At 68.8% G+C, this 20,317-nt stretch carries 16 protein-coding genes; 4 read left to right on the forward strand and 12 right to left on the reverse strand.

Annotated elements, in window-relative coordinates; genetic code table 11:
- Positions 1-9 precede the first annotated feature (9 nt).
- The gene (hrpA, locus tag AC1IQ6_RS18950; RefSeq protein WP_485865167.1) at positions 10-3,906 is read right to left on the reverse strand and encodes an ATP-dependent RNA helicase HrpA; all 3,897 of its coding nucleotides are present in this window, start codon (positions 3,904-3,906) and stop codon (positions 10-12) included.
- A gap of 197 nt (positions 3,907-4,103) precedes the next feature.
- Between hrpA and argA the strand changes: the two genes are divergently transcribed.
- The 3 genes from argA to AC1IQ6_RS18965 all read left to right on the forward strand — a co-directional run bounded on the left by argA (position 4,104) and on the right by AC1IQ6_RS18965 (position 7,909).
- Positions 4,104-5,462 carry an amino-acid N-acetyltransferase gene (gene argA, locus AC1IQ6_RS18955; protein WP_102774591.1) on the forward strand — a complete coding sequence of 453 codons (1,359 nt, stop codon included), beginning with the start codon at positions 4,104-4,106 and terminating at the stop codon, positions 5,460-5,462.
- Between the two features lie 100 nt (positions 5,463-5,562).
- Entirely contained in the window at positions 5,563-5,835 is a 273-nt protein-coding gene (locus AC1IQ6_RS18960; RefSeq protein WP_102774592.1) for an oxidative damage protection protein, read from the forward strand.
- Between the two features lie 130 nt (positions 5,836-5,965).
- Positions 5,966-7,909, forward strand: coding sequence for a phosphocholine-specific phospholipase C (locus tag AC1IQ6_RS18965; RefSeq protein ID WP_485865168.1), 1,944 nt, complete (start codon positions 5,966-5,968; stop codon positions 7,907-7,909).
- 6 nt (positions 7,910-7,915) lie between these two features.
- Here the strand turns inward: AC1IQ6_RS18965 and phoU are convergent, their stop codons facing one another.
- From phoU to AC1IQ6_RS18990, 5 genes are all read right to left on the reverse strand, one after another.
- Entirely contained in the window at positions 7,916-8,647 is a 732-nt protein-coding gene (gene phoU / locus AC1IQ6_RS18970; protein WP_111827063.1) for a phosphate signaling complex protein PhoU, read from the reverse strand.
- Positions 8,648-8,822: 175 nt separating this feature from the next.
- Entirely contained in the window at positions 8,823-9,503 is a 681-nt protein-coding gene (rpiA, locus tag AC1IQ6_RS18975) for a ribose-5-phosphate isomerase RpiA (RefSeq protein ID WP_102774595.1), read from the reverse strand.
- Positions 9,504-9,541: 38 nt separating this feature from the next.
- The gene (locus AC1IQ6_RS18980; protein ID WP_102774596.1) at positions 9,542-11,203 is read right to left on the reverse strand and encodes an isovaleryl-CoA dehydrogenase; all 1,662 of its coding nucleotides are present in this window, start codon (positions 11,201-11,203) and stop codon (positions 9,542-9,544) included.
- Between the two features lie 48 nt (positions 11,204-11,251).
- Positions 11,252-12,781 carry an amidase gene (locus AC1IQ6_RS18985; RefSeq protein WP_102774597.1) on the reverse strand — a complete coding sequence of 510 codons (1,530 nt, stop codon included), beginning with the start codon at positions 12,779-12,781 and terminating at the stop codon, positions 11,252-11,254.
- A gap of 102 nt (positions 12,782-12,883) precedes the next feature.
- Positions 12,884-14,236 carry a DNA recombination protein RmuC gene (locus tag AC1IQ6_RS18990; protein WP_102774598.1) on the reverse strand — a complete coding sequence of 451 codons (1,353 nt, stop codon included), beginning with the start codon at positions 14,234-14,236 and terminating at the stop codon, positions 12,884-12,886.
- Positions 14,237-14,378: 142 nt separating this feature from the next.
- Here AC1IQ6_RS18990 and AC1IQ6_RS18995 point away from each other — a divergent pair, with 142 nt between their 5' ends.
- On the forward strand, positions 14,379-15,038 hold the full coding sequence (locus AC1IQ6_RS18995; RefSeq protein ID WP_102774599.1) for a PhoP regulatory network YrbL family protein: 660 nt from the start codon (positions 14,379-14,381) through the stop codon (positions 15,036-15,038).
- 192 nt (positions 15,039-15,230) lie between these two features.
- On the opposite strand, the gene AC1IQ6_RS19000 is transcribed toward AC1IQ6_RS18995, so the two are convergent.
- From AC1IQ6_RS19000 to AC1IQ6_RS19025, 6 genes are read right to left on the reverse strand one after another with little or no spacing between them, the layout of a single operon-like run.
- Positions 15,231-15,920 carry a DNA-3-methyladenine glycosylase gene (locus tag AC1IQ6_RS19000; RefSeq protein ID WP_181391039.1) on the reverse strand — a complete coding sequence of 230 codons (690 nt, stop codon included), beginning with the start codon at positions 15,918-15,920 and terminating at the stop codon, positions 15,231-15,233.
- Positions 15,921-15,951: 31 nt separating this feature from the next.
- Positions 15,952-16,308, reverse strand: a complete 357-nt coding sequence (locus tag AC1IQ6_RS19005; RefSeq protein ID WP_102774601.1) for an arsenate reductase — start codon at positions 16,306-16,308, stop codon at positions 15,952-15,954.
- Positions 16,305-17,114: an ABC transporter permease subunit gene (locus AC1IQ6_RS19010; RefSeq protein ID WP_485865169.1), complete on the reverse strand. Its 810-nt coding sequence runs from the start codon at positions 17,112-17,114 to the stop codon at positions 16,305-16,307. Before AC1IQ6_RS19010 ends, AC1IQ6_RS19005 begins: the two co-directional genes overlap by 4 nt.
- Positions 17,111-18,031 carry an ABC transporter permease subunit gene (locus AC1IQ6_RS19015; protein WP_102774603.1) on the reverse strand — a complete coding sequence of 307 codons (921 nt, stop codon included), beginning with the start codon at positions 18,029-18,031 and terminating at the stop codon, positions 17,111-17,113. Before AC1IQ6_RS19015 ends, AC1IQ6_RS19010 begins: the two co-directional genes overlap by 4 nt.
- Positions 18,028-19,155 carry an ABC transporter ATP-binding protein gene (locus AC1IQ6_RS19020; protein ID WP_102774604.1) on the reverse strand — a complete coding sequence of 376 codons (1,128 nt, stop codon included), beginning with the start codon at positions 19,153-19,155 and terminating at the stop codon, positions 18,028-18,030. Before AC1IQ6_RS19020 ends, AC1IQ6_RS19015 begins: the two co-directional genes overlap by 4 nt.
- A 6-nt stretch (positions 19,156-19,161) precedes the next feature.
- Positions 19,162-20,265, reverse strand: a complete 1,104-nt coding sequence (locus AC1IQ6_RS19025; RefSeq protein WP_111827057.1) for a polyamine ABC transporter substrate-binding protein — start codon at positions 20,263-20,265, stop codon at positions 19,162-19,164.
- Positions 20,266-20,317 lie beyond the last annotated feature (52 nt).

Here is a 20,317-nt window from a genome sequence, read left to right on the forward strand (position 1 = left end):
CGGCCGGCGCTAGCGCTGCAACGATTCCCAGCTCTTCATCAGCCGTTTCACCGAAACCGGCATCGGCGTGCGCAGCTCCTGCGCGTACAGCGCCACCCTCAACTCCTCCAGCAGCCAGCGGAACTCGTCCAGGCGCGGATCGGGCGCGCCCTTGAGCGCCGCCCGCGCGCGCTGGTATTGCGTCAGCAGCGGCGCCATCTCGCCCACCAGCCTGGCGTCGCGCGCCGGGTCGGCGCGCAGCTTGTCGATACGCGCCTGCACCGCCTTCAGGTAGCGCGGGAAGTGCGCCAGCTGCGCATAGGGCGTGTCGCGGATGAACCATTTCGGCATCAGCGCGCCCAGCTGCGCCTGCAGGTCGGCGTAGGCGGCGGTGTGCGGCTTGGCCTGGGGCAGCTTGCGCAGCACCGCGGCGTACTCGGTCAGCACCGCCCCCGCCAGCCGCGCCACTTCCTGGGCCAGCAGGCCGAGCCGGCCCTTGCCCTCGGCGCGGCGCGCCTCGAACTGCTGCGCGTCGACCGGCCAGGGTTCGGCCAGGCAGGCCTGCCCCAGCGCGCAGTCGATGATCTGGTCGCGCAGCTCTTCCTGCGTGCCCAGCGTCATGTAGAGCATGCTGATGCGGGTCAGGTCGGTCAGGTTCTTTTCCAGGAACTTGACCTGTTCGCGCAGGCCCAGCCGGAACAGCCTGAGCAGGCCGGCGCGATGGTGCTTGCGGGCCTCGTCCGGATCGTCGAACACGTCCAGGTCGCAGTGCGCGCCGCGGTCGACCAGCGCCGGATAGCCGATGACCGACTGGCCGCGCCGCTTGATCTCCATGATCTCCGGCAGCGGGCCGAAGGACCAGGAAGTCAGGTTCTCGTGCGCCAGCGCCTGCGCGACCTGGGTGTCGCTGGCCGCCAGCTGCTGGAAGGTGGCCTGCGCCTGCTTGCCGAACTCGGCGCGCAGCTGCGCCAGGTTGCGGCCGGCGGCCAGCATGCGGCCGTGCTCGTCGACCACGCGGAAGTTCATGAACAGGTGCGCCGGCAGGGTTTCCAGCTTGAAATCCCCCACCGCCGGGCGGACCTGCACCTGGTCCCACATGTCGGCGATGATGGCCTCCACCAGCCCCTGCTGCGGATCGCCCAGGCGCTCGAACCAGCGCTCGTAGAACCCGGCGGCGTAATCCGGCAGCGGCACGCAATGGCGGCGCAGCTTCTGCGGCAGCGACTTCAGCAGCAGATGCACCTTTTCCTTGAGCATGCCGGGCACCAGCCATTCGCAGCGCGCCGGGTCGATCTGGTTGAGCGCGAACAGCGGCACCGACAGCGTCACCCCGTCGCGCGGCGAGCCGGGCTCGAAGTGGTAGTCCAGGGCCATGGACACGCCCTGCCATTCCACCTTCTTGGGAAACACCTCGGTGGTGACGCCGGCCGCTTCGTGCCGCATCAGCTCGTCGCGCGTCAGCAGCAGCTTGGCGGCCGTTTCCTTGTCCAGGCCCGCCACCCACTTCTCCAGCGTGGCGGTCTGCGAAATGCCTTCGGGCAGCTGGCGGTCGTAGAAGGCGTAGATCAGCTCGTCGTCGACCAGGATGTCGGGACGGCGGGTCTGGTGCTCCAGCTTCTCGATGCCGGCGATCAGCTTGCGGTTGTGCGCCACGAAAGGCAGGCGCGTGTCGATCTCGCCCGGCACCAGGGCCTGGCGGATGAACAGTTCGCGCGCGTGCGCCGGATTGACGCGGCCGTAATGGATGCGCCGGCCCGAATAGACCACCAGCCCGTACAGCGTGGCGCGTTCGTTGGCCACGACCTGGCCGGCCTTTTTCTCCCAGCGCGGGTCCGACCAGTTCCGGCGGATCAGGTGCGCGGCGACCTTCTCCAGCCAGGCCGGATCGATGCGCGCCACGCAGCGGGCATACAGCCGGGTGGTCTCCACCAGTTCGGCGGCGACGATCCAGCGCCCCGCCTTCTTCACCAGCCGCGAGCCCGGATGGATGTGGAAGCGGATCTCGCGCGCGCCCTGGTAGTGGCCGCCCTCGTCGCTCTTGAAGCCGATATTGCCCAGCAGGCCCGACAGCAGCGCCAGGTGCAGTTGTTCGTACGTGGCTTCGGTCTGGTTGACGCGCCAGCCCTGCTCGCCCACCAGGGCGGCAAGCTGGGTGTGCACGTCGTGCCATTCGCGCAGCCGGATGGGCGACAGGAAATTCTGGCGCAGCAGGGCCACCAGCTTGCGCTGCGAGGCCTTGTGCTGCACCTGTTCGCCGTACCAGCGCCACAGCTTCAGGAAGGAGATGAACTCCGACTTGTCGTCGGCGAACTTGGCGTGCGCGGCCTCGGCCGCCTCGCGCTCCTGCATGGGACGGTCGCGCGGGTCCTGCACCGACAGGGCCGAGGCGATGATCAGCATTTCCGCCAGGCACTGGTGTTCGCGCGCGGCCAGGATCATGCGGCCGATGCGCGGGTCCACGGGCAGCTTGGCCAGTTCGTGGCCGGTGCGGGTCAGGGCGAAGGCCGCGCCGGTGCGCGCGCCGTCGGCGTCCTCGTTCGCGGCGGCGGCCAGTTCGATGGCGCCCAGCTCCTGCAGCAGGTGGTAGCCGTCGGCCACCGCGCGCCCCGGTGGCGCCTCCACGAACGGGAACTGCTCGATATCGTCCAGCTTCAGCGACTTCATCCGCAGGATGACCGAGGCCAGCGACGAGCGCAGCACTTCCGGATCGGTGAACGCGGCGCGGTTATTGAAGTCCTGCTCGTCGTAGAGGCGGATGCAGACGCCCGGCCCCACCCGGCCGCAACGGCCGGCGCGCTGGTTGGCCGAGGCGCGGCTGACCGGCTCGATGCGCAGCTGCTCGACCTTGTTGCGCCACGAATAGCGCTTGACGCGCGCCAGCCCGCTGTCGACCACGAAGCGGATGCCGGGTACGGTCAGCGAGGTTTCCGCCACGTTGGTGGCCAGCACGATGCGCCGCGCATTGGTGCGCGGATGGAAGATCTGCTCCTGCTCGGCCTGCGACAGCCGGGCGTACAGCGGCAGCACCTCGGTGCCGGCCGGATGGCGCTTGCGCAACGCCTCGGCCGATTCGCGGATTTCGCGCTCGCCGGGCAGGAACACCAGCACGTCGCCCGGGCCGTGGCGCGCGCATTCGTCCACGGCGTCCACGATGGCGTCGATCAGGTCGCGCTCCTCGTCGCCCGACATGCGCTCGCGCCCGGGCTTGCCGGCGGCCGGCGCCTCGCCTTCGGCCGGCTCTTCACGCACGGGACGGTAGCGGACCTCGACCGGATACAGGCGGCCGGAGACTTCGATGACCGGCGCCGGCCGGTCTTCGGACGCCGCGAAGTGGCGGGCGAAGCGCTCGGCGTCGATGGTGGCCGAGGTGATGATGAGCTTCAGGTCCGGGCGGCGCGGCAGCAGCTGCTTGAGGTAGCCCAGCAGGAAATCGATGTTCAGGCTGCGTTCGTGCGCCTCGTCGATGATGATGGTGTCGTAGCGGCGCAAGAGCGGGTCGCGCTGCGACTCCGCCAGCAGGATGCCGTCGGTCATCAGCTTGATGGAAGCGTTCGGGCCGGTGCGGTCGTTGAAGCGCACCTGGTAGCCCACCACCTCGCCCATGGGCGTATTCAGCTCCTCGGCGATGCGCTTGGCCACCGAGGTCGCCGCCAGGCGGCGCGGCTGGGTATGGCCGATCATCTTCTGGCGGCCGCGGCCGAGTTCCAGGCAGATCTTGGGCAGCTGCGTGGTCTTGCCCGAGCCGGTCTCGCCGCTGACGATCACCACCTGGTGGCCGGCGATGGCGCGCGCGATCTCCTGGCGCCGCGCGCTGACGGGCAGGTCTTCGGGATAGGTCACCGCGGGGATGGGCCGCTTGGGACGCGGCGCCCGGGGCGCGTTTGCCACGGCGGCCCTGGGCGCCCGCGGGCTGGAGGATTCAGGCATGTACGATAGTCCGGTTAGCCCGCCATTATAAATTTTCGCGCGCCCGCCTGCCCCCGGCCGGCCGCGGCGCGTCGCGGATGGGGCCTGCGGGACAGGCCCCGGCGGTCATATAATTTCGCCACGCCGTCCGCGCGACGGCGCCATGACGCGGCATGAGGCCGCGTTCTCGACGACTCTCAGGAATCCCTCCCACCATCATGCCCGACCTGGAACCAGACACCGTTTCCGCCCTCGAAGCCCCAGAATTCGCGCCCGCCCAGTTCGTCCGATGGTTCCGCGACGTGGCGCCGCACGTGCATGCGTTCCGAGGCAAGACGTTCGTGGTGGCGTTCGGCGGCGAGCTGGTGCAGGCCGGCGCGCTCAACGCGCTGGTGCAGGACCTGTCGCTGCTGTCCTCGCTGGGCATCCGCCTGGTGCTGGTGCACGGCTCGCGTCCGCAGGTCAATGAGCAGCTGCGCCTGAAGGGGTTCACCCAGCAGTTCGACCGCGGCATGTCGCCCACCGACGCCGCCGCGCTGGAATGCGCCAAGGAAGCCGCCGGCGAAATCCGCCTGGACATCGAGGCCGCCTTCAGCCAGGGGCTGCCGAACACGCCCATGTCGCATTCGCACATCCGCGTGATCTCCGGCAATTTCGTCACCGCGCGCCCGGCCGGCGTGATCGACGGCGTCGACTACAAGCACACCGGCCAGGTCCGCAAGATCGACATCGACGCGCTCAAGTTCGCCATCGAGAAAGCCTCGTCCGTGGTGCTGCTGTCGCCGCTGGGCTTCTCGCCCACGGGCGACGCCTTCAACCTGGCGATGGAAGACCTGGCCACCAGCGTGGCGGTGGCGCTGCGCGCCGAGAAGCTCATCTTCCTGTCCGGCTCGCCGGGCGTGATGAACGACGACGGCACGCTGGACACCGAACTGGCGCGCGTGGACGCCGACGCGCTGCTGGCCGCAGGCACGCTGGACGAGGAAACCCACGCCTTCCTGCAATGCGCCTCCCTGGCGGTCAAGCGCGGCGTGGCCCGCGCGCACCTGCTGCCCTTCACGCTGGACGGCAGCGTGCTGCTGGAGATCTTCACCCACGACGGCGTGGGCACCATGGTGGTCGAGGACACGCTGGACGATCTGCGCCCGGCCACCATCGACGACGTGGGCGCCATTCTCAGCCTGATCGAGCCGCTGGAGGCCGACGGCACGCTGGTGCCGCGCCCGCGCAGCGTGGTCGAGCGCGACGTGGAGAACTTCACGGTGCTGGAGCACGACGCCGTGATCTACGGCTGCGCCACCCTGCACAATTTCCCCGAGGAACAGATGGCGGAAATGGCCTGCCTGATCGTGCACCCGGAATGGCAGGGCTCCGGCGAAGGCGAGATCCTGCTGCGCCACATGGAATCGCGGGCGCGCGCCGCGGGCGCCAAGCGGCTCTTCGTGCTGACCACCCGGACCTCGCACTGGTTCATGAAGCGCGGCTTCGTGCAGGGCGGCATCGCCGACCTGCCGCGCGAAAAGCAGAACAACTACAACCGTTCGCGCAACAGCCTGGTCTTCATCAAGAAACTGTAGGCGGCGCGGTCCCTGACCGCAGAGCCCGAAGGGGCTTGGCGGTCAGGGACCGCCAAGCCCGCTAAAATGAGGCCTTATTTATTTTTCCGGCAGCGTAATCATGGCTCGTATCATCAACTGTGTGAAATTGAAGCGTGAAGCCGAAGGGCTGGATTTCCCGCCCTACCCCGGCGAACTCGGCACCCGCATCTGGCAAAGCATCTCCAAGGAAGCCTGGGAAGAATGGAAAGCCATCCAGACGCGCCTGGTCAATGAAAACCGCCTGAACCTGGCCGACGCCCGGGCGCGCAAATACCTGCAGCAGCAGATGGAGCGCTTCCTGTTCGAAGACGGCAACGTCGAAGCCCAGGGCTACGTTCCGCCTTCGGCCTGAATCCGGCCCACCGGCCCGCGGCGCCCGCCAGGCAGGCGCCGCCCCCGAAGCCCCTCGCAGCGCGAGGGGCTTCGCGCTTTCGGCTTCGGCCGCGCCGCAGCTTAAGATAGCCTTATCGTCCGCCGCTCCCATGGAAAACACCTTGTCCGCCACCGCCGCCACGTTTGCCTCGATCGCACGCGCCCTGGAAATCGCCCCCGACCGCCGCAGCGGCACGCTGCGGGACGTGCGCCACGTGGTGATCCTGATGCAGGAGAACCGCTCGTTCGACCATTATTTCGGCGCCCTGCCCGGGGTGCGCGGCTTTGCCGATCCGCTGCCCGCGCCCACGGCCGCGGGCGACGTGCTGACCCAGGCCGACGGCGCGGCGCGCGTGCGGCCCTATGCGCTGCGCGCGCAGTACGCGGCCGACACGCCGGTGGGCTACATCACGCCGCATACCTGGGACGACGCCCAGCGCGCCTGGAACGACGGCCGCATGGACCAGTGGCTGCCGGCCAAGAGCCGGCTGGGCATGGGCGCCTACGAGGCCGCCGACGTGCCCTTCCAGACCGCGCTGGCCGAGGCCTTCACGCTGTGCGACGCCTATCACTGCTCGATACACGCCGGCACCAATCCGAACCGGCTGTTCCTGTGGACCGGCACCAACGACCCGGCCGGGCTGGCCGGCGGCCCGGCGCTGGTCAACACCTTCGACCGGCTGGGGCCGGCCGGCGAAGGCTATGCCTGGACCACCTACCCCGAGCGCCTGCAGGCCGCGGGGGTGGACTGGCGCATTTACCAGGACATGGCGGACAACTATCACGACAACCCGCTGGCGGGCTTCAGACAGTACCGCCGCGAACACGAGAGCGGCGCGGCCGAGGCGCCGCTGCGCGAACGCGGGCTGACGACCCGCACGCTCGACGACCTGGCCCGCGACGTGGCCCGGGGCACGCTGCCGCAGGTGTCGTGGATCATCGCGCCCACGGCCGATTCCGAGCACCCGGAAGTGTCGTCGCCGCGCCGGGGCGGCGCGTATACGGAGCGCGTGCTGGACATCCTGACCCGCAACCCCGAGGTCTGGAGCGGCTGCGTGTTCTTCGTCACGTACGACGAAAACGATTGCTTCTTCGACCACATGCCGCCGCCGGCGCCGCCGGCGCGCCCCCTCGACGGTTCGTCGGGCGGCCTGTCCACGGTGGAGCTGGACGGGGAGTACCACGACGCGCGGGTCGGCCCCAGCGCGGGCACGCCGGACGACCCACCAGGATTGCACGGACGCGGGTTCGGCCTGGGTCCGCGGGTGCCGATGCTGGCGATTTCACCGTGGAGCCGCGGCGGCTGGGTCGATTCGCAGGTGTACGACCATACTTCGGTGATCCGTTTCCTGGAGGCCAGGTTCGGGGTGGCCGAGCCCAACATCAGCGCCTGGCGACGGGCGGTGACGGGGGACCTGACGGCGGCTTTCGATTTCGCCGGCGACCGCGGACCGGTTGCGGCCGGCGGCGGACGCCGTTCATGCCCGCTGCCGTATGCGCTGGAGGTCGAGGGGACGATGGCCGGCGACGGCAGGCATTACCGGCTGACCTTGCGCAATGTGGGGACGGCGGCCGCCGTGCTGCATGTGTATGACCGGCTGGCGCTGGACCGGGCGCCGCGGCGGTACACGCTGGGCGCGGGAGCGCGCCTGGAGGATGGCTGGGCGGTGGATGCGGACGGAGCCTACGATTTGTGGGTGCTGGGGCCGGATGGGTTTCATCGGCGGTTCCGCGGGAATTCGGCGCTTCTGGAGGCTCGGCCGGTTCGCGGGGATGCCGGCGGCATACGGGTCCGGCTGGCGAATCGCGGGGAAGCGGCGATGGAGGTGGAGCTCGCTTCGCGGATGGGCGATGGATGGAAAACCGCGGTTCGCTTGCCTGGCGCGGGCGAGGTGGCGCTTGATTGCCCCCACGTATCGGGCTGGTATGACGTGGAGATTGCTGCGCCGGCGCTGCCGGGGTTCGGACGGCGGATGGCCGGGCGAGTGGATGGGCGCCGAGCCGGGGTGGCCGATCCCCGGCTTTCGGCTGCAACGGTGTTGGCGCTTGGGTGACCCGGCCTACTCGGGCTTTTGGTCTTCGGGCGTGTCTTCGTCGCCGCGGGCCAGGCGTTCGGTGTTCTTGACGCCGGTGTGGCGTACGTCGGCGCCCTTGACCATGTAGATGACGCGTTCGGACATGTTCTTGGCGTGATCGCCGATGCGCTCCAGCGCGCGGGCGACGAAGATCATGTCGATGGCGCGCGAGATGGTGCGCGGGTCTTCGATCATGTAGGTGATCAGGTGGCGCAGCGCGCCCTTCCATTCCTTGTCCACTTCCTTGTCGCTGCGCACGACGGCGGCGGCCTGGATGGGGTCGAGGCGGGCGAAGGCGTCCAGGGCCTGGTGCAGCATGGTGCGCACGGCGGCGGCCATGTGGCGCAGTTCGATGACGGGGATGTGGCGCAGCTCGCCCTCGTGGATGCGGCGGGCGACGGTGGCGACTTTCTCGGCTTCGTCGCCGGAGCGTTCCATGTCGGTCAGCATCTTGGACACGGCCATCAGCATGCGCAGGTCGATGGCGGTGGGCTGGTGGCGGGCGAGGATGCGGCTGATGCTTTCGTCGATCTCCACTTCGTGGCGATTGACTTCCTTTTCACGCTCGCGGACTTTTTCGACGAGCGACAGGTCGCCGCTGGCCAGCGCGTCGATGGCCTCCTGGATCATGGCTTCCACCAAGCCGCCCATTTGCAAGAACTGCGAACGGACGCTTTCCAGATCCGCGTCGAACTGCTTGTTAGTGTGCTCCGACATCCGGGCTCCCTGCGTGGTTGATCTCATTGCACTGCCCCGACATTGAAAGGTGTTATGAGCTGGGCTTGCACAGCCGGCAAGGTTATGACCCAAGTGTGACAGGATTATGAATCGCCCCCGGACCGCCCGCAAGGCGTGGCGGTTCGGGGTTTGCGGCGCCCGGACGGGCGGCGGCTCAGGCCTTGCGGTCCAGGCGGCGGATGCCGGTCTGGGTGGCCAGCAGCGCCACGTCGGCGCCGGCCAGCGCGAACAGGCCGCAGGTGACCACGCCGGGCAGGTTGTTCAGGCGGGCTTCGAGGCCCGGGGCGTCGGTGATGGACAGGCCGGCGACGTCGAGGATGATGTTGCCGTTGTCGGTGACGAAGCCTTCGCGCAGCCTGGGCTGGCCGCCCAGGGCCGCCAGGGCGCGGGCCACGGATTCGCGGGCCATGGGGATGACTTCGACGGGCAGCGGGAACTTGCCCATGGTCTGCACCAGCTTGGATTCGTCGGCGATACAGATGTAGCGGTCGGCCACCGAAGCCACGATTTTCTCGCGCGTCAGGGCCCCGCCGCCGCCCTTGATCATGTGCAGGTTGGCGTCGATCTCGTCGGCGCCGTCCACGTAGATCGGCATGCCGGCGACGTCGTTCAGATCCAGCACTTTCAGGCCGTGGCCGGCGAGCCGGGCGGCGCTGCGCTCCGAGCTGGCCACCGTGCCGCCGATGCGGTCCTTGAAGCGGGCCAGGCCGTCGATGAACAGGTCGGCGGTGGAGCCGGTGCCCACGCCGATGACGACGTCCGGGCCGGCGACTTGTTCAACGAGTTCCAGGGCCGCGTCGGCGGCTTGCTGCTTGAGTTCTTGCTGGGTGAGCATGGCGAAAAAATGCGCAAAGGGTTGTCGAGCCGGGAAATTTAGCACGCGGCGGCGGGCCAGGCGCGCGCCAGGATCGCCCGGGTATCCGTCCCCGCGTCGAGTTCGCCGAAGATGCCGCCATCGGGACGCAAGCGGCTGGCGGCGAAGGCCTGGGCGACGGCGTCCGGGGCGTGCTGGATCAGCAAGGCGGCCTGCCACAGGCGCGCCAGGCCGGCGGCGATGCGCCGCGCCTGGAACGGCGCCTGGGCCGGATCGGCCAAGAGCGCGCGCCAGCGCGCCAGGGCTTCGTCGAAGTCCCGGTTCTGCCCCCGCGCCGCGGCCAGTTCGCGCTCCAGCGCCGGCAGCGCCTCTTCCTCGCGCTGCAGGGCGCGCAACACGTCCAGCGCCATCACGTTGGCCGAGCCCTCCCAGATGGAATTGACCGGCGTTTCGCGGTAGAGCCTGGGCATGGGGCCGTCTTCGACGTAGCCGTTGCCGCCCCAGACTTCCATGCATTCGGCCACCGCGGCGACGGCGCGCTTGCAGACCCAGAGCTTGGCGGCGGGCGTGCCCACGCGGACCAGGGCGCGGGCCCCGGCGTCGGCGCGTTCATCCACGGCGCGCGCCAGCCGCAAGGCCAGCGCCGTGGCGGCCTCGCTTTCCAGCGCCAGGTCGGCCAGCACATTGCGCATCAGCGGCTGTTCGAGCAGGGGCTTGCCGAAAGCGTGGCGGTGGCGCGCATGATGGACGCCCTGCACCAGCGCCTGCCGCAGCAGCGCGCTGCTGCCCAGCACGCAGTCCAGCCGCGTGGTGGCGGCCATTTCGAGCAGCGCGACCAGGCCGCGGCCCGGTTCGCCCAGCAGCACGCCCCAGGCGTCTTCGAACTCGACCTCGGCGCTGGCGCTGCTGCAATTGCCCAGCTTGTCCTTCAGGCGCCGCACGCGCACGGCGTTGCGCGGGCCGTCGGGTATCCAGCGCGGCACGAAAAAGCAGCCCAGCCCTTCGTCGGTCTGCGCAAGCACCAGATGCGCATCGGCCTGCGGCACCGAGAAAAACCATTTGTGCCCCACCAGCCGGTAGGGGCTGCCGCGGCCCGGCGCGCCCAGCGGCGCGGCGCGCGTGGTCACGGCGCGCAGGTCGGAGCCGCCCTGCTTCTCGGTCAGGCCCATGCCGATCAGGGCGCTGCGCTTGGCCGCCAGCGGCGCGTCGGCGCCGTCGAATTCGCGCGCGTACAGGGCGTTGAGCCACAGGCCGCCGAAGTCCACGGCGCCGGCCGGCTCGCGCTGCAGCAGCGGCACCGCGGCGAAGGTCATGGTGGTGGGGCACAGCGTGCCGGCCTCGACCTGGCCCTGCATCAGGTAGGCCGCCGCGCGCGCCACCTGCGCGCCCGGCTCGGGATGCTGCCAGGCCCGGCTGTGCAGGCCGCGCGCCATGATGCCGCTCATCAGCAGGTTCCATGACGGATGGAATTCGATGTGGTCGATGCGGTGGCCGCTGCGGTCGTAGCTGTGCAGCTGCGGCTTATGGCGGTTGGCCTGGGCGCCGGCTTCCAGCGTCTGCGCGCGGCCCAGCCAGGCGCCGTGCTCGGCCAGCTCGCCGGCCCAGGCCTGCGCGCCCTCGCGGCTTACCGCTGCGCGCAGCGCCGGGTCGGTCTCGTACAGCGAATAGTCCTCCAGGGGCGGGACCTGATTGAACACGATGTGCGTCTCGAACGATGGCATGGGCGAGCCTCCGTGTGTCTTGCCGCGGGTCCGCGCGGCGCGCCGGCCTCAGCGGGCCATGGGCGCCACCAGGGCCCAGGGCCGCAGCGCCTCGACCTGCGCGGCCAGCTCCAGCAGCAGGGCCTCGCTGCCCAACGGCCCCATCAGCTGGATGCCGATGGGCAGGCCGTCGGACGACATGCCGTAGGGAATGGAGATGGCGGGCATGCCGGTCAGGTTGGCCAGCGGCGCAAACGGCGAATAGCCGATCACGCCCTTCTTGCCCAGACGGTAGGCCAGATAGTCGGCGTTGTCCATGGCATAGCGGCCGATGGGCGCCGGCGGCTGCGCCAGCACCGGGCTGAGGAACAGGTCGTAGCCCTGCGCGCCTTCGCGCGCCAGGAAGCGCCCGACCCGGCGGGTGATCTCGTGGCAGGTGTCCACGCAGGCCACGTATTGCGCGCCGGAGATGGCGCGCGCGTATTCGCGCGCGCCTAGCGTGGTGGGCTGCAGCTCGTCGGCGGCCAGCCGCTTGCCGCGCGCGCCGACGAAAGCGTCGATGGCGTTGGCCGCGGCGCTGGCGATCAGGGGCAGCATGGGCGAGAGCACCTCTTCGGAGCCGACCGGCGGCGCGGCCGGCGCCAGCTCATGGCCCAGCCCGGCGAAGAAACGGGCGGCCTCGTCCACCACGGCCGCGACTTCGGGATGGATGGCCTCGCCTTCGTAGGTGGTGGTGACGAACGCGATGCGGCGGCGCGCGGCCGCGTACGGATCGGCCGCCACCCGCGCCACGACGGTGCGGTAGGACTCGGGCGGCTGGGCCGGCGCGGCGTACGGCGCGCCCACGTCGGCGCCGGCGCTGATGTCCAGCGCGGCGGCGCAGTCGCGCACCGACAGCGTCATCATGTGTTCGGTGGCCAGGCCGCCCCAGCCCTCGCCCTTGAGCGGACCCAGCGGCATCAGCCCGCGCGAGGGCTTCAGGCCCAGTACGCCGCAGCACGAGGACGGGATGCGGATCGAGCCGCCGCCGTCGCTGCCGTGCGCGATGCGCACCATGCCGCTGGCCAGCGCCGCGCCCGCGCCGCCGCTGGAGCCGCCGGCGCTGTGGCCGGCCTTCCAGGGATTCTGCGTGGCCGGGCCGTAGACGGGCGATTCGGTGGTGGGGCTCAGGCCCAGTTCCGCGCTGGTGCTGCGGCCGAAGGGGATCAGGCCGGCGCGGCGGTAGCGCTTGACGAGTTCGGCGTCGACGTTCCATTCGACCTGGCCGTACAGCACCGAGCCCATGGCGCTGGGCAGGCCCAGCGCGGCGGTGCCGAGATCCTTGAGCAAGGTGGGCACGCCCAGGAACGGACGCCGCTGCAATTGCGCCTGCCGCTGGCCGGCGGGCATCGCGGCCAGTTCGTCGTCCAGCAGTTTCGCCAGGTGCAGGCCGGTCTCGGCCTGCACGCCGCAGGCCGCGTTGATCGCGGGGTTGCGGGCCGCCACCCGGTCCAGCGCCTGCTGCATGGCGGCTTGCGCGGTCGTGACCCCCAGCGCGATGTCGGCGCCCAGCGCCGTCGCGTCGAGGGGGGAGGAATCATGGCGTTCGGCGGTGCTCATGCTGCGATGCTCCTGGTATCGACGGCGAATTGCCGTAGCCCCCAGGATATCGGCACAAGCAGCGGGCAACAAGGGCATGCCCGCCAGCCCCGGACCGAGGGCTCAGCGCGGCCCGGGTTCGTCCGGCTCCGGCTCGTCGCCGGCTTCGCCCAGCAGCAGCCGCGCGTCGGCCTCGGGCAGCGCCTCCACGTCTTTCAGGTTGCGCAGCATGGCGCGCGTGCGCACCTCGGTCTGGCCGATCTTGTTGCTGGCGGTGTCCAGCGTTTTCTTCACGCTGGCCAGCGCGTCGCCGAACTTGCCGAATTCGGTCTTGACCGCGCGCAGCACCTGCCAGACTTCGGACGAACGCTGTTCGATCGCCAGCGTGCGGAACCCCATTTGCAGGCTGTTGAGCAGCGCCGCCAGATTGCTGGGGCCGGCCACGTTGACCCGCAGATCGTGCAGCCGGTCGAGCAGGCCCGGACGGCGCAGCACTTCGGCATACAGGCTTTCCGTGGGCAGGAACATGATGGCGAAGTCGGTGGTGTGCGGCGGCGCCACGTATTTGGCGGCGATGGCGCGCGCCTGCAGCTCGACCGCGCGGCCCAGCGCGGCGCCGGCGGTCTTCACGCCTTCGGCGTCGGCGGCGTCCTGCGCGTCCATGAGGCGCTCGTATTCTTCCTTGGGGAATTTGGCGTCGATGGGCAGCCAGACCGGGCCCGCGCCCTCGCCCCGGCCCGGCAGGCGGATGGCGAATTCCACCACCGCGTCGCTGCCCGGCACGGGCTTGATGTTGCTGGCGTACTGGTCCGGCGTCATGTTGTCTTCGATCAGCCGGGCGAGCTGCACTTCGCCCCAGGTGCCGCGCGACTTGACGTTGGTCAGCACGCGCTTGAGGTCGCCCACGCCGGCGGCCAGGGCCTGCATTTCGCCCAATCCCTTGTGCACCGCTTCGAGCCGGTCCGACACCAGCTTGAAGGATTCGCCCAGGCGCTGCTCCAGCGTGGCGTGCAGCTTCTCGTCCACGGTGCGGCGCATTTCCTCGAGCTTGGCGCTGTTGTCGGTTTGCAACGCCTGCAGGCGCTGGTCGACGGTGGCGCGCACTTCCATCAGGCGGCGCTCGTTGATCTGGATGAGGCCTTGCAGCTGTTCCGAGAAGCCCGTGGCGAAGCGCGCCAGCGATTGCGCCGACTCGGCGCGGGCGGCCTGGGCGTCGCGCGCCAGGCCCGCGCGCAGTTCGTCCTGCGACTGGGCGGCTTCGGCGCGCAGCGCGCGCTGGCCTTCGGCGAATTCGCTGCGCAGCCCGCGCTGGCCTTCCGCGATTTCGGCGCGCAGCGCGCGCTCGGTCCGTTCCAGCCCGTCGAGCAGCGCGTCCAGGCGCGCGTCCCGGGCGGGCGGCCGCAGCCAGGCCAGCAAGGCCGCCAGAAAAGCCAGCACCGCGCCGCCGGCGGCGACCCAAAGCAGAATATCGTTCAAAGCATGCGTCTCCAAAGCCAGGATTGTAGGGCCGGCGCCGCCCGATCCGGAGTTGCCCGACTGCTTTTGGCCGCCAACGGGATTACACTCAGGACCAACCAAACAGGTCTCAGCCTTGAATCCCGCCGATCCTTTCTCCTGTATGTCCGCGGCTTCGTTCCAGTCGGTTTTCGGCCCGCTGGATCTGGACGCCGCAACGCCGCTCGCCACCGGTCACGACCGGCATATCTTCCAGCATCCGCACATGCCGTCCCTGCTCGTCAAGGTCATGGACATGCGCGCCCGCGCCGTGTACCTGGAGACGCGCCCGTTCAAGCGCTGGTACAAGCAGTATCAGCGCGAAAGCGCCTACCGCGTCTACCTGAACGAGATCTCCGAATACGTCACCACCACCACCCGGCCTTCGGGCGTGTGGCAGGTGCCCATGGCCCGCATCCTGGGCGTGGCCCAGACCACGCTCGGCCTGGGCCTGCTGGTCGAGAAGATCTGCGACGCCGAGGGCAACATCGCCCCCACCGTCGCCGACCTGGCCTACCAGGGCAAGCTGGACGCGGCGCTGAACGCGCAGCTCGACGAGTTCTTCGAAGACCTGGCCGACGCCCACGTGGTGCTGCACGACATTTCCGCCAGCAACATCGCCTGCGGCCTGAACGCCGACGGCAAGCCCGGCCTGTACCTGATCGACGGCTTCGGCGGGCTGCCGCTGATCCCGGTATACGCCTGGAGCAAGCGCCTGAACCGCCGCCGCATCGAGCGCAAGTCCACGTCCATGCGCGCGCGCCTGCAGGCGCGCCTGGGTTAGGGGCGGATTGGGACGCCCGATGGGTTCCGCGCGTTGAGCATCCGATTTTTTTGGCGGGGCTTGCCGCGCTGCACCCATCCTACGACCACCCGCGACATGCCGTAGGATGGGTGCAGCGCGAGATGCCATCCGCAAGAACGAAACCGTCAAACGCGCGGAACCCATCGGCTGGCGAAAGCCCGCATTCCCCCATCAAACCGCGTCAGGCGCCCGCTCCAGCACGACGCCCTGGCGGTCCACCCACACATAGTCGTGGCCGGCGCGCTGGCCGCGCCGCAGCGGATTGCGGGTGCAGAAGGCGGCATAAGCCGGGTCCACGAAACGGTAGCTCAGGTGTTCGTCGCGGCCTTGCGGTATGCCCAGCCGCGTGGTGCAGATCAGCGCCGCCGGCGCCTCGCCGACGTCTTCCACGTAAAGGCCGCGAGCGTCGAAGCGGCGCGCGTCCCAGTCCGGCACCTTCAGCCCCAGCGCCCGGCACAGCAGCGTCTGGCCGGCGCACAGGCGTCCCGGCGGCCGCGGCCGGCCCTGCGCGTCCGGGTTCAGTTCCTGCATGCGGGCCAGCGAACGCGGACCGGACAGCGCGTCGGTATAGGGATAGCCGGACTTGATCAGCACGGCGTTGCCGGGACCGCCCGCGCTGAAGTTCAGCGAATCCCCGCCGCGGGCGTAATACATGTAGACCGTGCCGCCGTCCATGAAGAGCGCGCGGCGCTTGTGGGTGTAGCCGAGCGAGGCGTGGCTGCCCTTCTCTTCCAGGTAGTAGGCCTCGGTCTCGATGATGCGCGCCGCCAGCCACAGGTCGCCGACGCGATGCCGGATCACCTTGCCCAGCAGCTCGCGCGCCAGCTGCGCCGCGTCGCGGTCGAAGAACGCGTCGGGCAGCTTGCGCGCGCCCGCGCCTGAGCCGGCCGCCTCAGGCGAAGCGTTCGCCGTAGCGCTTTTCGCTGAAGCCAACGCTGACCTCGCCGTCCGGCGTGACCGTGACCGGCCGGCGCACCAGCGCCGGGAAGTCCGCGATCAGTTCGCTCCATTGCGCGTCGGTGTGCGCCGTCTTGCGCGCTTCGGGCAGGTTGCGCCAGGTCATGGAAGCGCGGTTGACCAGCTTTTCCCATCCGCCGACCTTGCCGGCCCAGGCCTTGAGGGTGGCGGCGGGCACGGGATGGTCGCGGTAGTCCACGAATTCGTGTTCTACGCCATGTTCGGTCAGCCAGTCGCGCGCCTTGACGCAGGTGCTGCACTTGGTCAGGCCATACAGGGTGGTTTGCTTCATTTGGGTTCGGACTCCTTGCGCCATTGCATGCGGTTGGCCAGGATCACGCAGGTGCCCACCGCCAGGATGAACAGGGTGGCCAGCGCGTTGATCTCGGGCTTGAGACCCAGGCGCACCCGCGAAAAGACTTCCATGGGCAGCGTGCTGGAGCTGGGGCCGGACAGGAACGAAGCCAGCACCACGTCGTCCAGCGACAGGGTGAAGGACAGCAGCCAGGCCGAGGCCAGCGCCGGCGCGATCAGCGGCAGCGTGATCCGGAAGAACACGGTGATGGGCGTGGCGCCCAGGTCCAGCGCGGCTTCTTCGAGCGAACGGTCCAGGTCGCGGATGCGGGTCTGGATGATGACCGCCACGAAGGCCATGCACAGGGTCACGTGGCCCACCCAGATCGTGAACATGCCGTTCTCGGCCGGCCAGCCCAGCGTGCCGCGCAGCTCCACGAACATCAGCAAGAGCGAAATGCCTAGCACCACCTCGGGGATGACGAGCGGCGCGCTCAGCATGCCCACGTACAGCGCGAAACCGCGGAAACGCCCCATGCGCCCGAGCACGTAGCCGGCCCAGGTGCCGATGATGACGGCGGCGGTGGCGGTCAGGGCGGCGATGCGAAACGACAGCCAGGCCGCGCGCAAGAGCGCGTCGTCGTTAAAGAGCGACTCATACCAGCGGAACGACAGCCCGGTCCAGGACGTGACGGTGGGCGACTCGTTGAACGAGAACACCATCAGGCTGATGATGGGCACGTACAGGAAGAAGTACCCCAGCCCCAGCACGATGCCGCGCAAAGTCTTGTTGGGTCCGTTCATTTGCGGCCTCCGGCGGCCTGCTCCTGCTGCCTGACCTGGTTGTACTGGAAGACCACCAGCGGCACGAGCAGCAGCAGCACCATCACGCAGGTCACGGCCGAGGCCATGGGCCAGTCGGCGTTGTTGAAGAACTCGTTCCACATGACCCGGCCCATCATCAGCGTGTTGGCCCCGCCCAGCATTTCCGGGATCACGTATTCGCCGACGGACGGGATGAACACCAGCATGGCGCCGGCGATCACGCCCTGGCGCGACAGCGGCACGGTGATCTGCCAGAACGCCTGCCAGGGCCTGGCGCCCAGGTCGTAGGCCGCTTCCAGCAGGCGCAGGTCCATCTTCACCAGCGTGGCGTACAGCGGCAGGATGAAGAACGGCAGATAGGCGTAGACCATGCCGATATAGACCGCGACGTCGGTGCGGTAGATTTCGAGCGGGCTGGAGATGATGCCCAGGCCCTGCAGCAGGTTGTTGAGCAGGCCGTCGTTGCGCAGGATGCCCACCCAGGCGTAGACGCGCAGCAGCAGCGAGGTCCAGAACGGCAGGATCACGCCCAGCAGCAGCAGGTTGCGCACCGACGGCGAGGAGCGCGCGATGTAGTACGCGATGGGATAGCCGATCAGCACGCAGATGAGCGTGGTGACGGCGGCGATCTTGACCGAGTTCAGGTAGGTGGCGAAGTACAGGCTGTCGGTGAACAGCAGGATGTAGCCGCGCAGGTGCAGGCTGAACTGTACCGCCTCGTCCTTGAATTCCGCCAGCGAGGTATAGGGCGGAATGCCGAACTTCAGCTCGGCGAAGCTGATCTTGAAGACCAGCAGGAACGGCACCAGCAGGAACAGCACCAGCCAGGCGTACGGCGGCACCACCGCCAGCGCGCGGCCCGAGGGCAGCCAGTCGCGGGGCGAGAAGCGCATCATGACGCCAGCACCGTCGCGCTGTCGGCGTCCCAGCTGACGAAGATCTCTTCGTCGATGCCGGGCGCGTCCATCTGGGCGAGCAGCTGGCTGGGTACGCTGGCCTCGACCGTCTTGCCCGAATCGAGGCGGATTTGATAGAGCGCGTAACTGCCCATCCAGGCCATGTGGCTGACCATGCCGTGGGCCCAGTTGTATTCGCCTTCGGGCTGCTCGCGCGAGACCACCAGGCGCTCAGGACGGATGGAGACGTGGACCTCCATGCCCAGCGGTTCGCTCACGCCGTGGTTGACGAAGAGCGGACGGGTCAGCTCGCCGCACTCGATGGCGACGTGGTCGGGTTCGTCGACCACGATGGTGCCGGTGAACATATTGGTCGAGCCGATGAAGCTGGCCACGAAGCGCGAGTTCGGAAACGCGTAGACGTCCTGGGGCGAGCCGCACTGGACGATCTGGCCTTCGGTCATGACGGCCAGGCGGTGGGCCATGGTCATGGCCTCTTCCTGGTCGTGCGTGACCATGATGCAGGTCACGCCGACCTGCTCCAGGATCTTGACCAGCTCGATCTGGGTCTTCTGGCGGATCTGCTTGTCCAGCGCCGACATGGGCTCGTCGAGCAGCAGCAGCTTGGGACGCTTGACCAGGCTGCGCGCCAGGGCCACGCGCTGCTGCTGGCCGCCCGAAAGCTGGCTGGGCTTGCGGCGCGAATAGCCGGCCATCTGCACCAGGTCCAGGGCCTCGAACACGCGGTCATGGATCTCGGCGCGGTCCACGCCTTCCTGCTTCAGGCCGAAGGCCACGTTGGCCTCGACCGTCATGTGCGGGAACAGCGCGTAGGACTGGAACATCATGTTCACGGGCCGGCGGTACGGCGGCACGTGGGTGATGTCCTCGCCGTCGAGCAGGATCTGGCCCGAGGTGGCTTCTTCGAAGCCCGCCAGCATGCGCAGCAGCGTGGACTTGCCGCTGCCCGAGCTGCCCAGCAGGGCGAAGATCTCGTTGCGCTTGACCGACAGGTTGACGGAACGGACGGCGACCACGTCGCCGAAAATCTTTACGACATCGGAGATCCGGACGAACTCGTCCGGATCGGTCGAGTGCTGCGCCGAGTAACGGCTTTCGCTCATGATGACTTATCTTCCCGACTTCAGCTCGGACCACATCCGGTTTTGCAGGCGCTGGATGTTCAAGGGCAGCGCCTTGATCACGTAGAGGGTCTTGGAGACCTCGGCCGGCGGGTAGATCATGGGGTTCTCGGCCACGTCCTTGACCACGTACTGCCGCGCCTCTTTGTTGGCGTTCGGGTAGAACATGGTGTTGGTGATGGCGGCGTGGACCTTGGGCGTTTCGATGTAGTTGATGAACGCGTGGGCTTCCTCGGGATGCGGGGCGTCCTTGGGGATGACCATCAGGTCGAACCACGCCGGCGCGCCGCCCTTGGGAATGAAGTAGTTCACTTCGTAGGGCTTCTTGGCGTCCTGGGCGCGCTTGCGGGCGATCATCACGTCGCCGGAAAAGCCGTAGACCATGCACAGGTCGCCCACGGCGAGCTCGTCGATGTAGCCCGAGGAGCTGAACTGGCGGATGTACGGGCGGATCTTCATCAGCACGTCCAGTGCGGCCTTGTAGTCGTCGGCGCTGGTGCTGTTGGGGTCCTTGCCCAGGTACTTGAGCACGGCGGGGAACACCTGGGCGGCCTCGTCCAGCATGGAGATGCCGCATTCCTTCAGCTTGGCGGCGTTCTCGGGCTTGAAGATCATGTCCCAGCTGGCCAGGTCGACGCCGTCGCCCATGATCTGCTTGACCTTGGTGACGTTGTAGCCCAGGCCGTTGGTGCCGTAGCCCCACGGAATGGCGTACTCGTTGCCCGGATCGACCGAGGCGACCAGCGCCATGACCTCGGGGTCGAGGTTCTTCCAGTTGGGGATCTTGGACTTGTCCAGCTTCTGGAACAGGCCGGCCTCGATCTGGCGCGAGGCGTAGTGCGTGGACGGGACAACGACGTCATAGCCCGATTTGCCGGCCAGCAGCTTGGCCTGCAGGGTGTCGTTGCTGTCGTAGACGTCATAGCGGACCTTGATGCCGGTTTCCTTCTCGAAACCCGGAATCGTGTCCGGCGCCGTGTATTCGGCCCAGTTGTAGACGTTGACGACCTTGTTCTGCGCGACCGCCGCCGATGTCGCCGCGGCAGCCAACATCGTTCCCAGCGCCCAGCGCATGCCCGCCCGTAGTTTCATTACCAGCCCCTTGCGTTATGCCGTGTATGTGACAGGAGTCCTAAAAGGCGAA

The organism is Achromobacter sp. MUI-25009338, assembly GCF_057359325.1.

What these genes read in the sequence shown, in the direction of transcription:
- hrpA (WP_485865167.1), bottom strand. Translation starts at nt 3,906, where the DNA reads ATGCCTGAATCCTCCAGCCCGCGGGCGCCCAGGGCCGCCGTGGCAAAC.
- phoU (WP_111827063.1), bottom strand. Translation starts at nt 8,647, where the DNA reads ATGTCGGAGCACACTAACAAGCAGTTCGACGCGGATCTGGAAAGCGTC.
- AC1IQ6_RS19005 (WP_102774601.1), bottom strand. Translation starts at nt 16,308, where the DNA reads ATGAAGCAAACCACCCTGTATGGCCTGACCAAGTGCAGCACCTGCGTC.
- AC1IQ6_RS18960 (WP_102774592.1), top strand. Translation starts at nt 5,563, where the DNA reads ATGGCTCGTATCATCAACTGTGTGAAATTGAAGCGTGAAGCCGAAGGG.
- AC1IQ6_RS19025 (WP_111827057.1), bottom strand. Translation starts at nt 20,265, where the DNA reads ATGAAACTACGGGCGGGCATGCGCTGGGCGCTGGGAACGATGTTGGCT.
- AC1IQ6_RS19010 (WP_485865169.1), bottom strand. Translation starts at nt 17,114, where the DNA reads ATGAACGGACCCAACAAGACTTTGCGCGGCATCGTGCTGGGGCTGGGG.
- argA (WP_102774591.1), top strand. Translation starts at nt 4,104, where the DNA reads ATGCCCGACCTGGAACCAGACACCGTTTCCGCCCTCGAAGCCCCAGAA.
- AC1IQ6_RS18995 (WP_102774599.1), top strand. Translation starts at nt 14,379, where the DNA reads ATGTCCGCGGCTTCGTTCCAGTCGGTTTTCGGCCCGCTGGATCTGGAC.
- AC1IQ6_RS18980 (WP_102774596.1), bottom strand. Translation starts at nt 11,203, where the DNA reads ATGCCATCGTTCGAGACGCACATCGTGTTCAATCAGGTCCCGCCCCTG.
- rpiA (WP_102774595.1), bottom strand. Translation starts at nt 9,503, where the DNA reads ATGCTCACCCAGCAAGAACTCAAGCAGCAAGCCGCCGACGCGGCCCTG.
- AC1IQ6_RS19020 (WP_102774604.1), bottom strand. Translation starts at nt 19,155, where the DNA reads ATGAGCGAAAGCCGTTACTCGGCGCAGCACTCGACCGATCCGGACGAG.
- AC1IQ6_RS19015 (WP_102774603.1), bottom strand. Translation starts at nt 18,031, where the DNA reads ATGATGCGCTTCTCGCCCCGCGACTGGCTGCCCTCGGGCCGCGCGCTG.
- AC1IQ6_RS18985 (WP_102774597.1), bottom strand. Translation starts at nt 12,781, where the DNA reads ATGAGCACCGCCGAACGCCATGATTCCTCCCCCCTCGACGCGACGGCG.
- AC1IQ6_RS18965 (WP_485865168.1), top strand. Translation starts at nt 5,966, where the DNA reads ATGGAAAACACCTTGTCCGCCACCGCCGCCACGTTTGCCTCGATCGCA.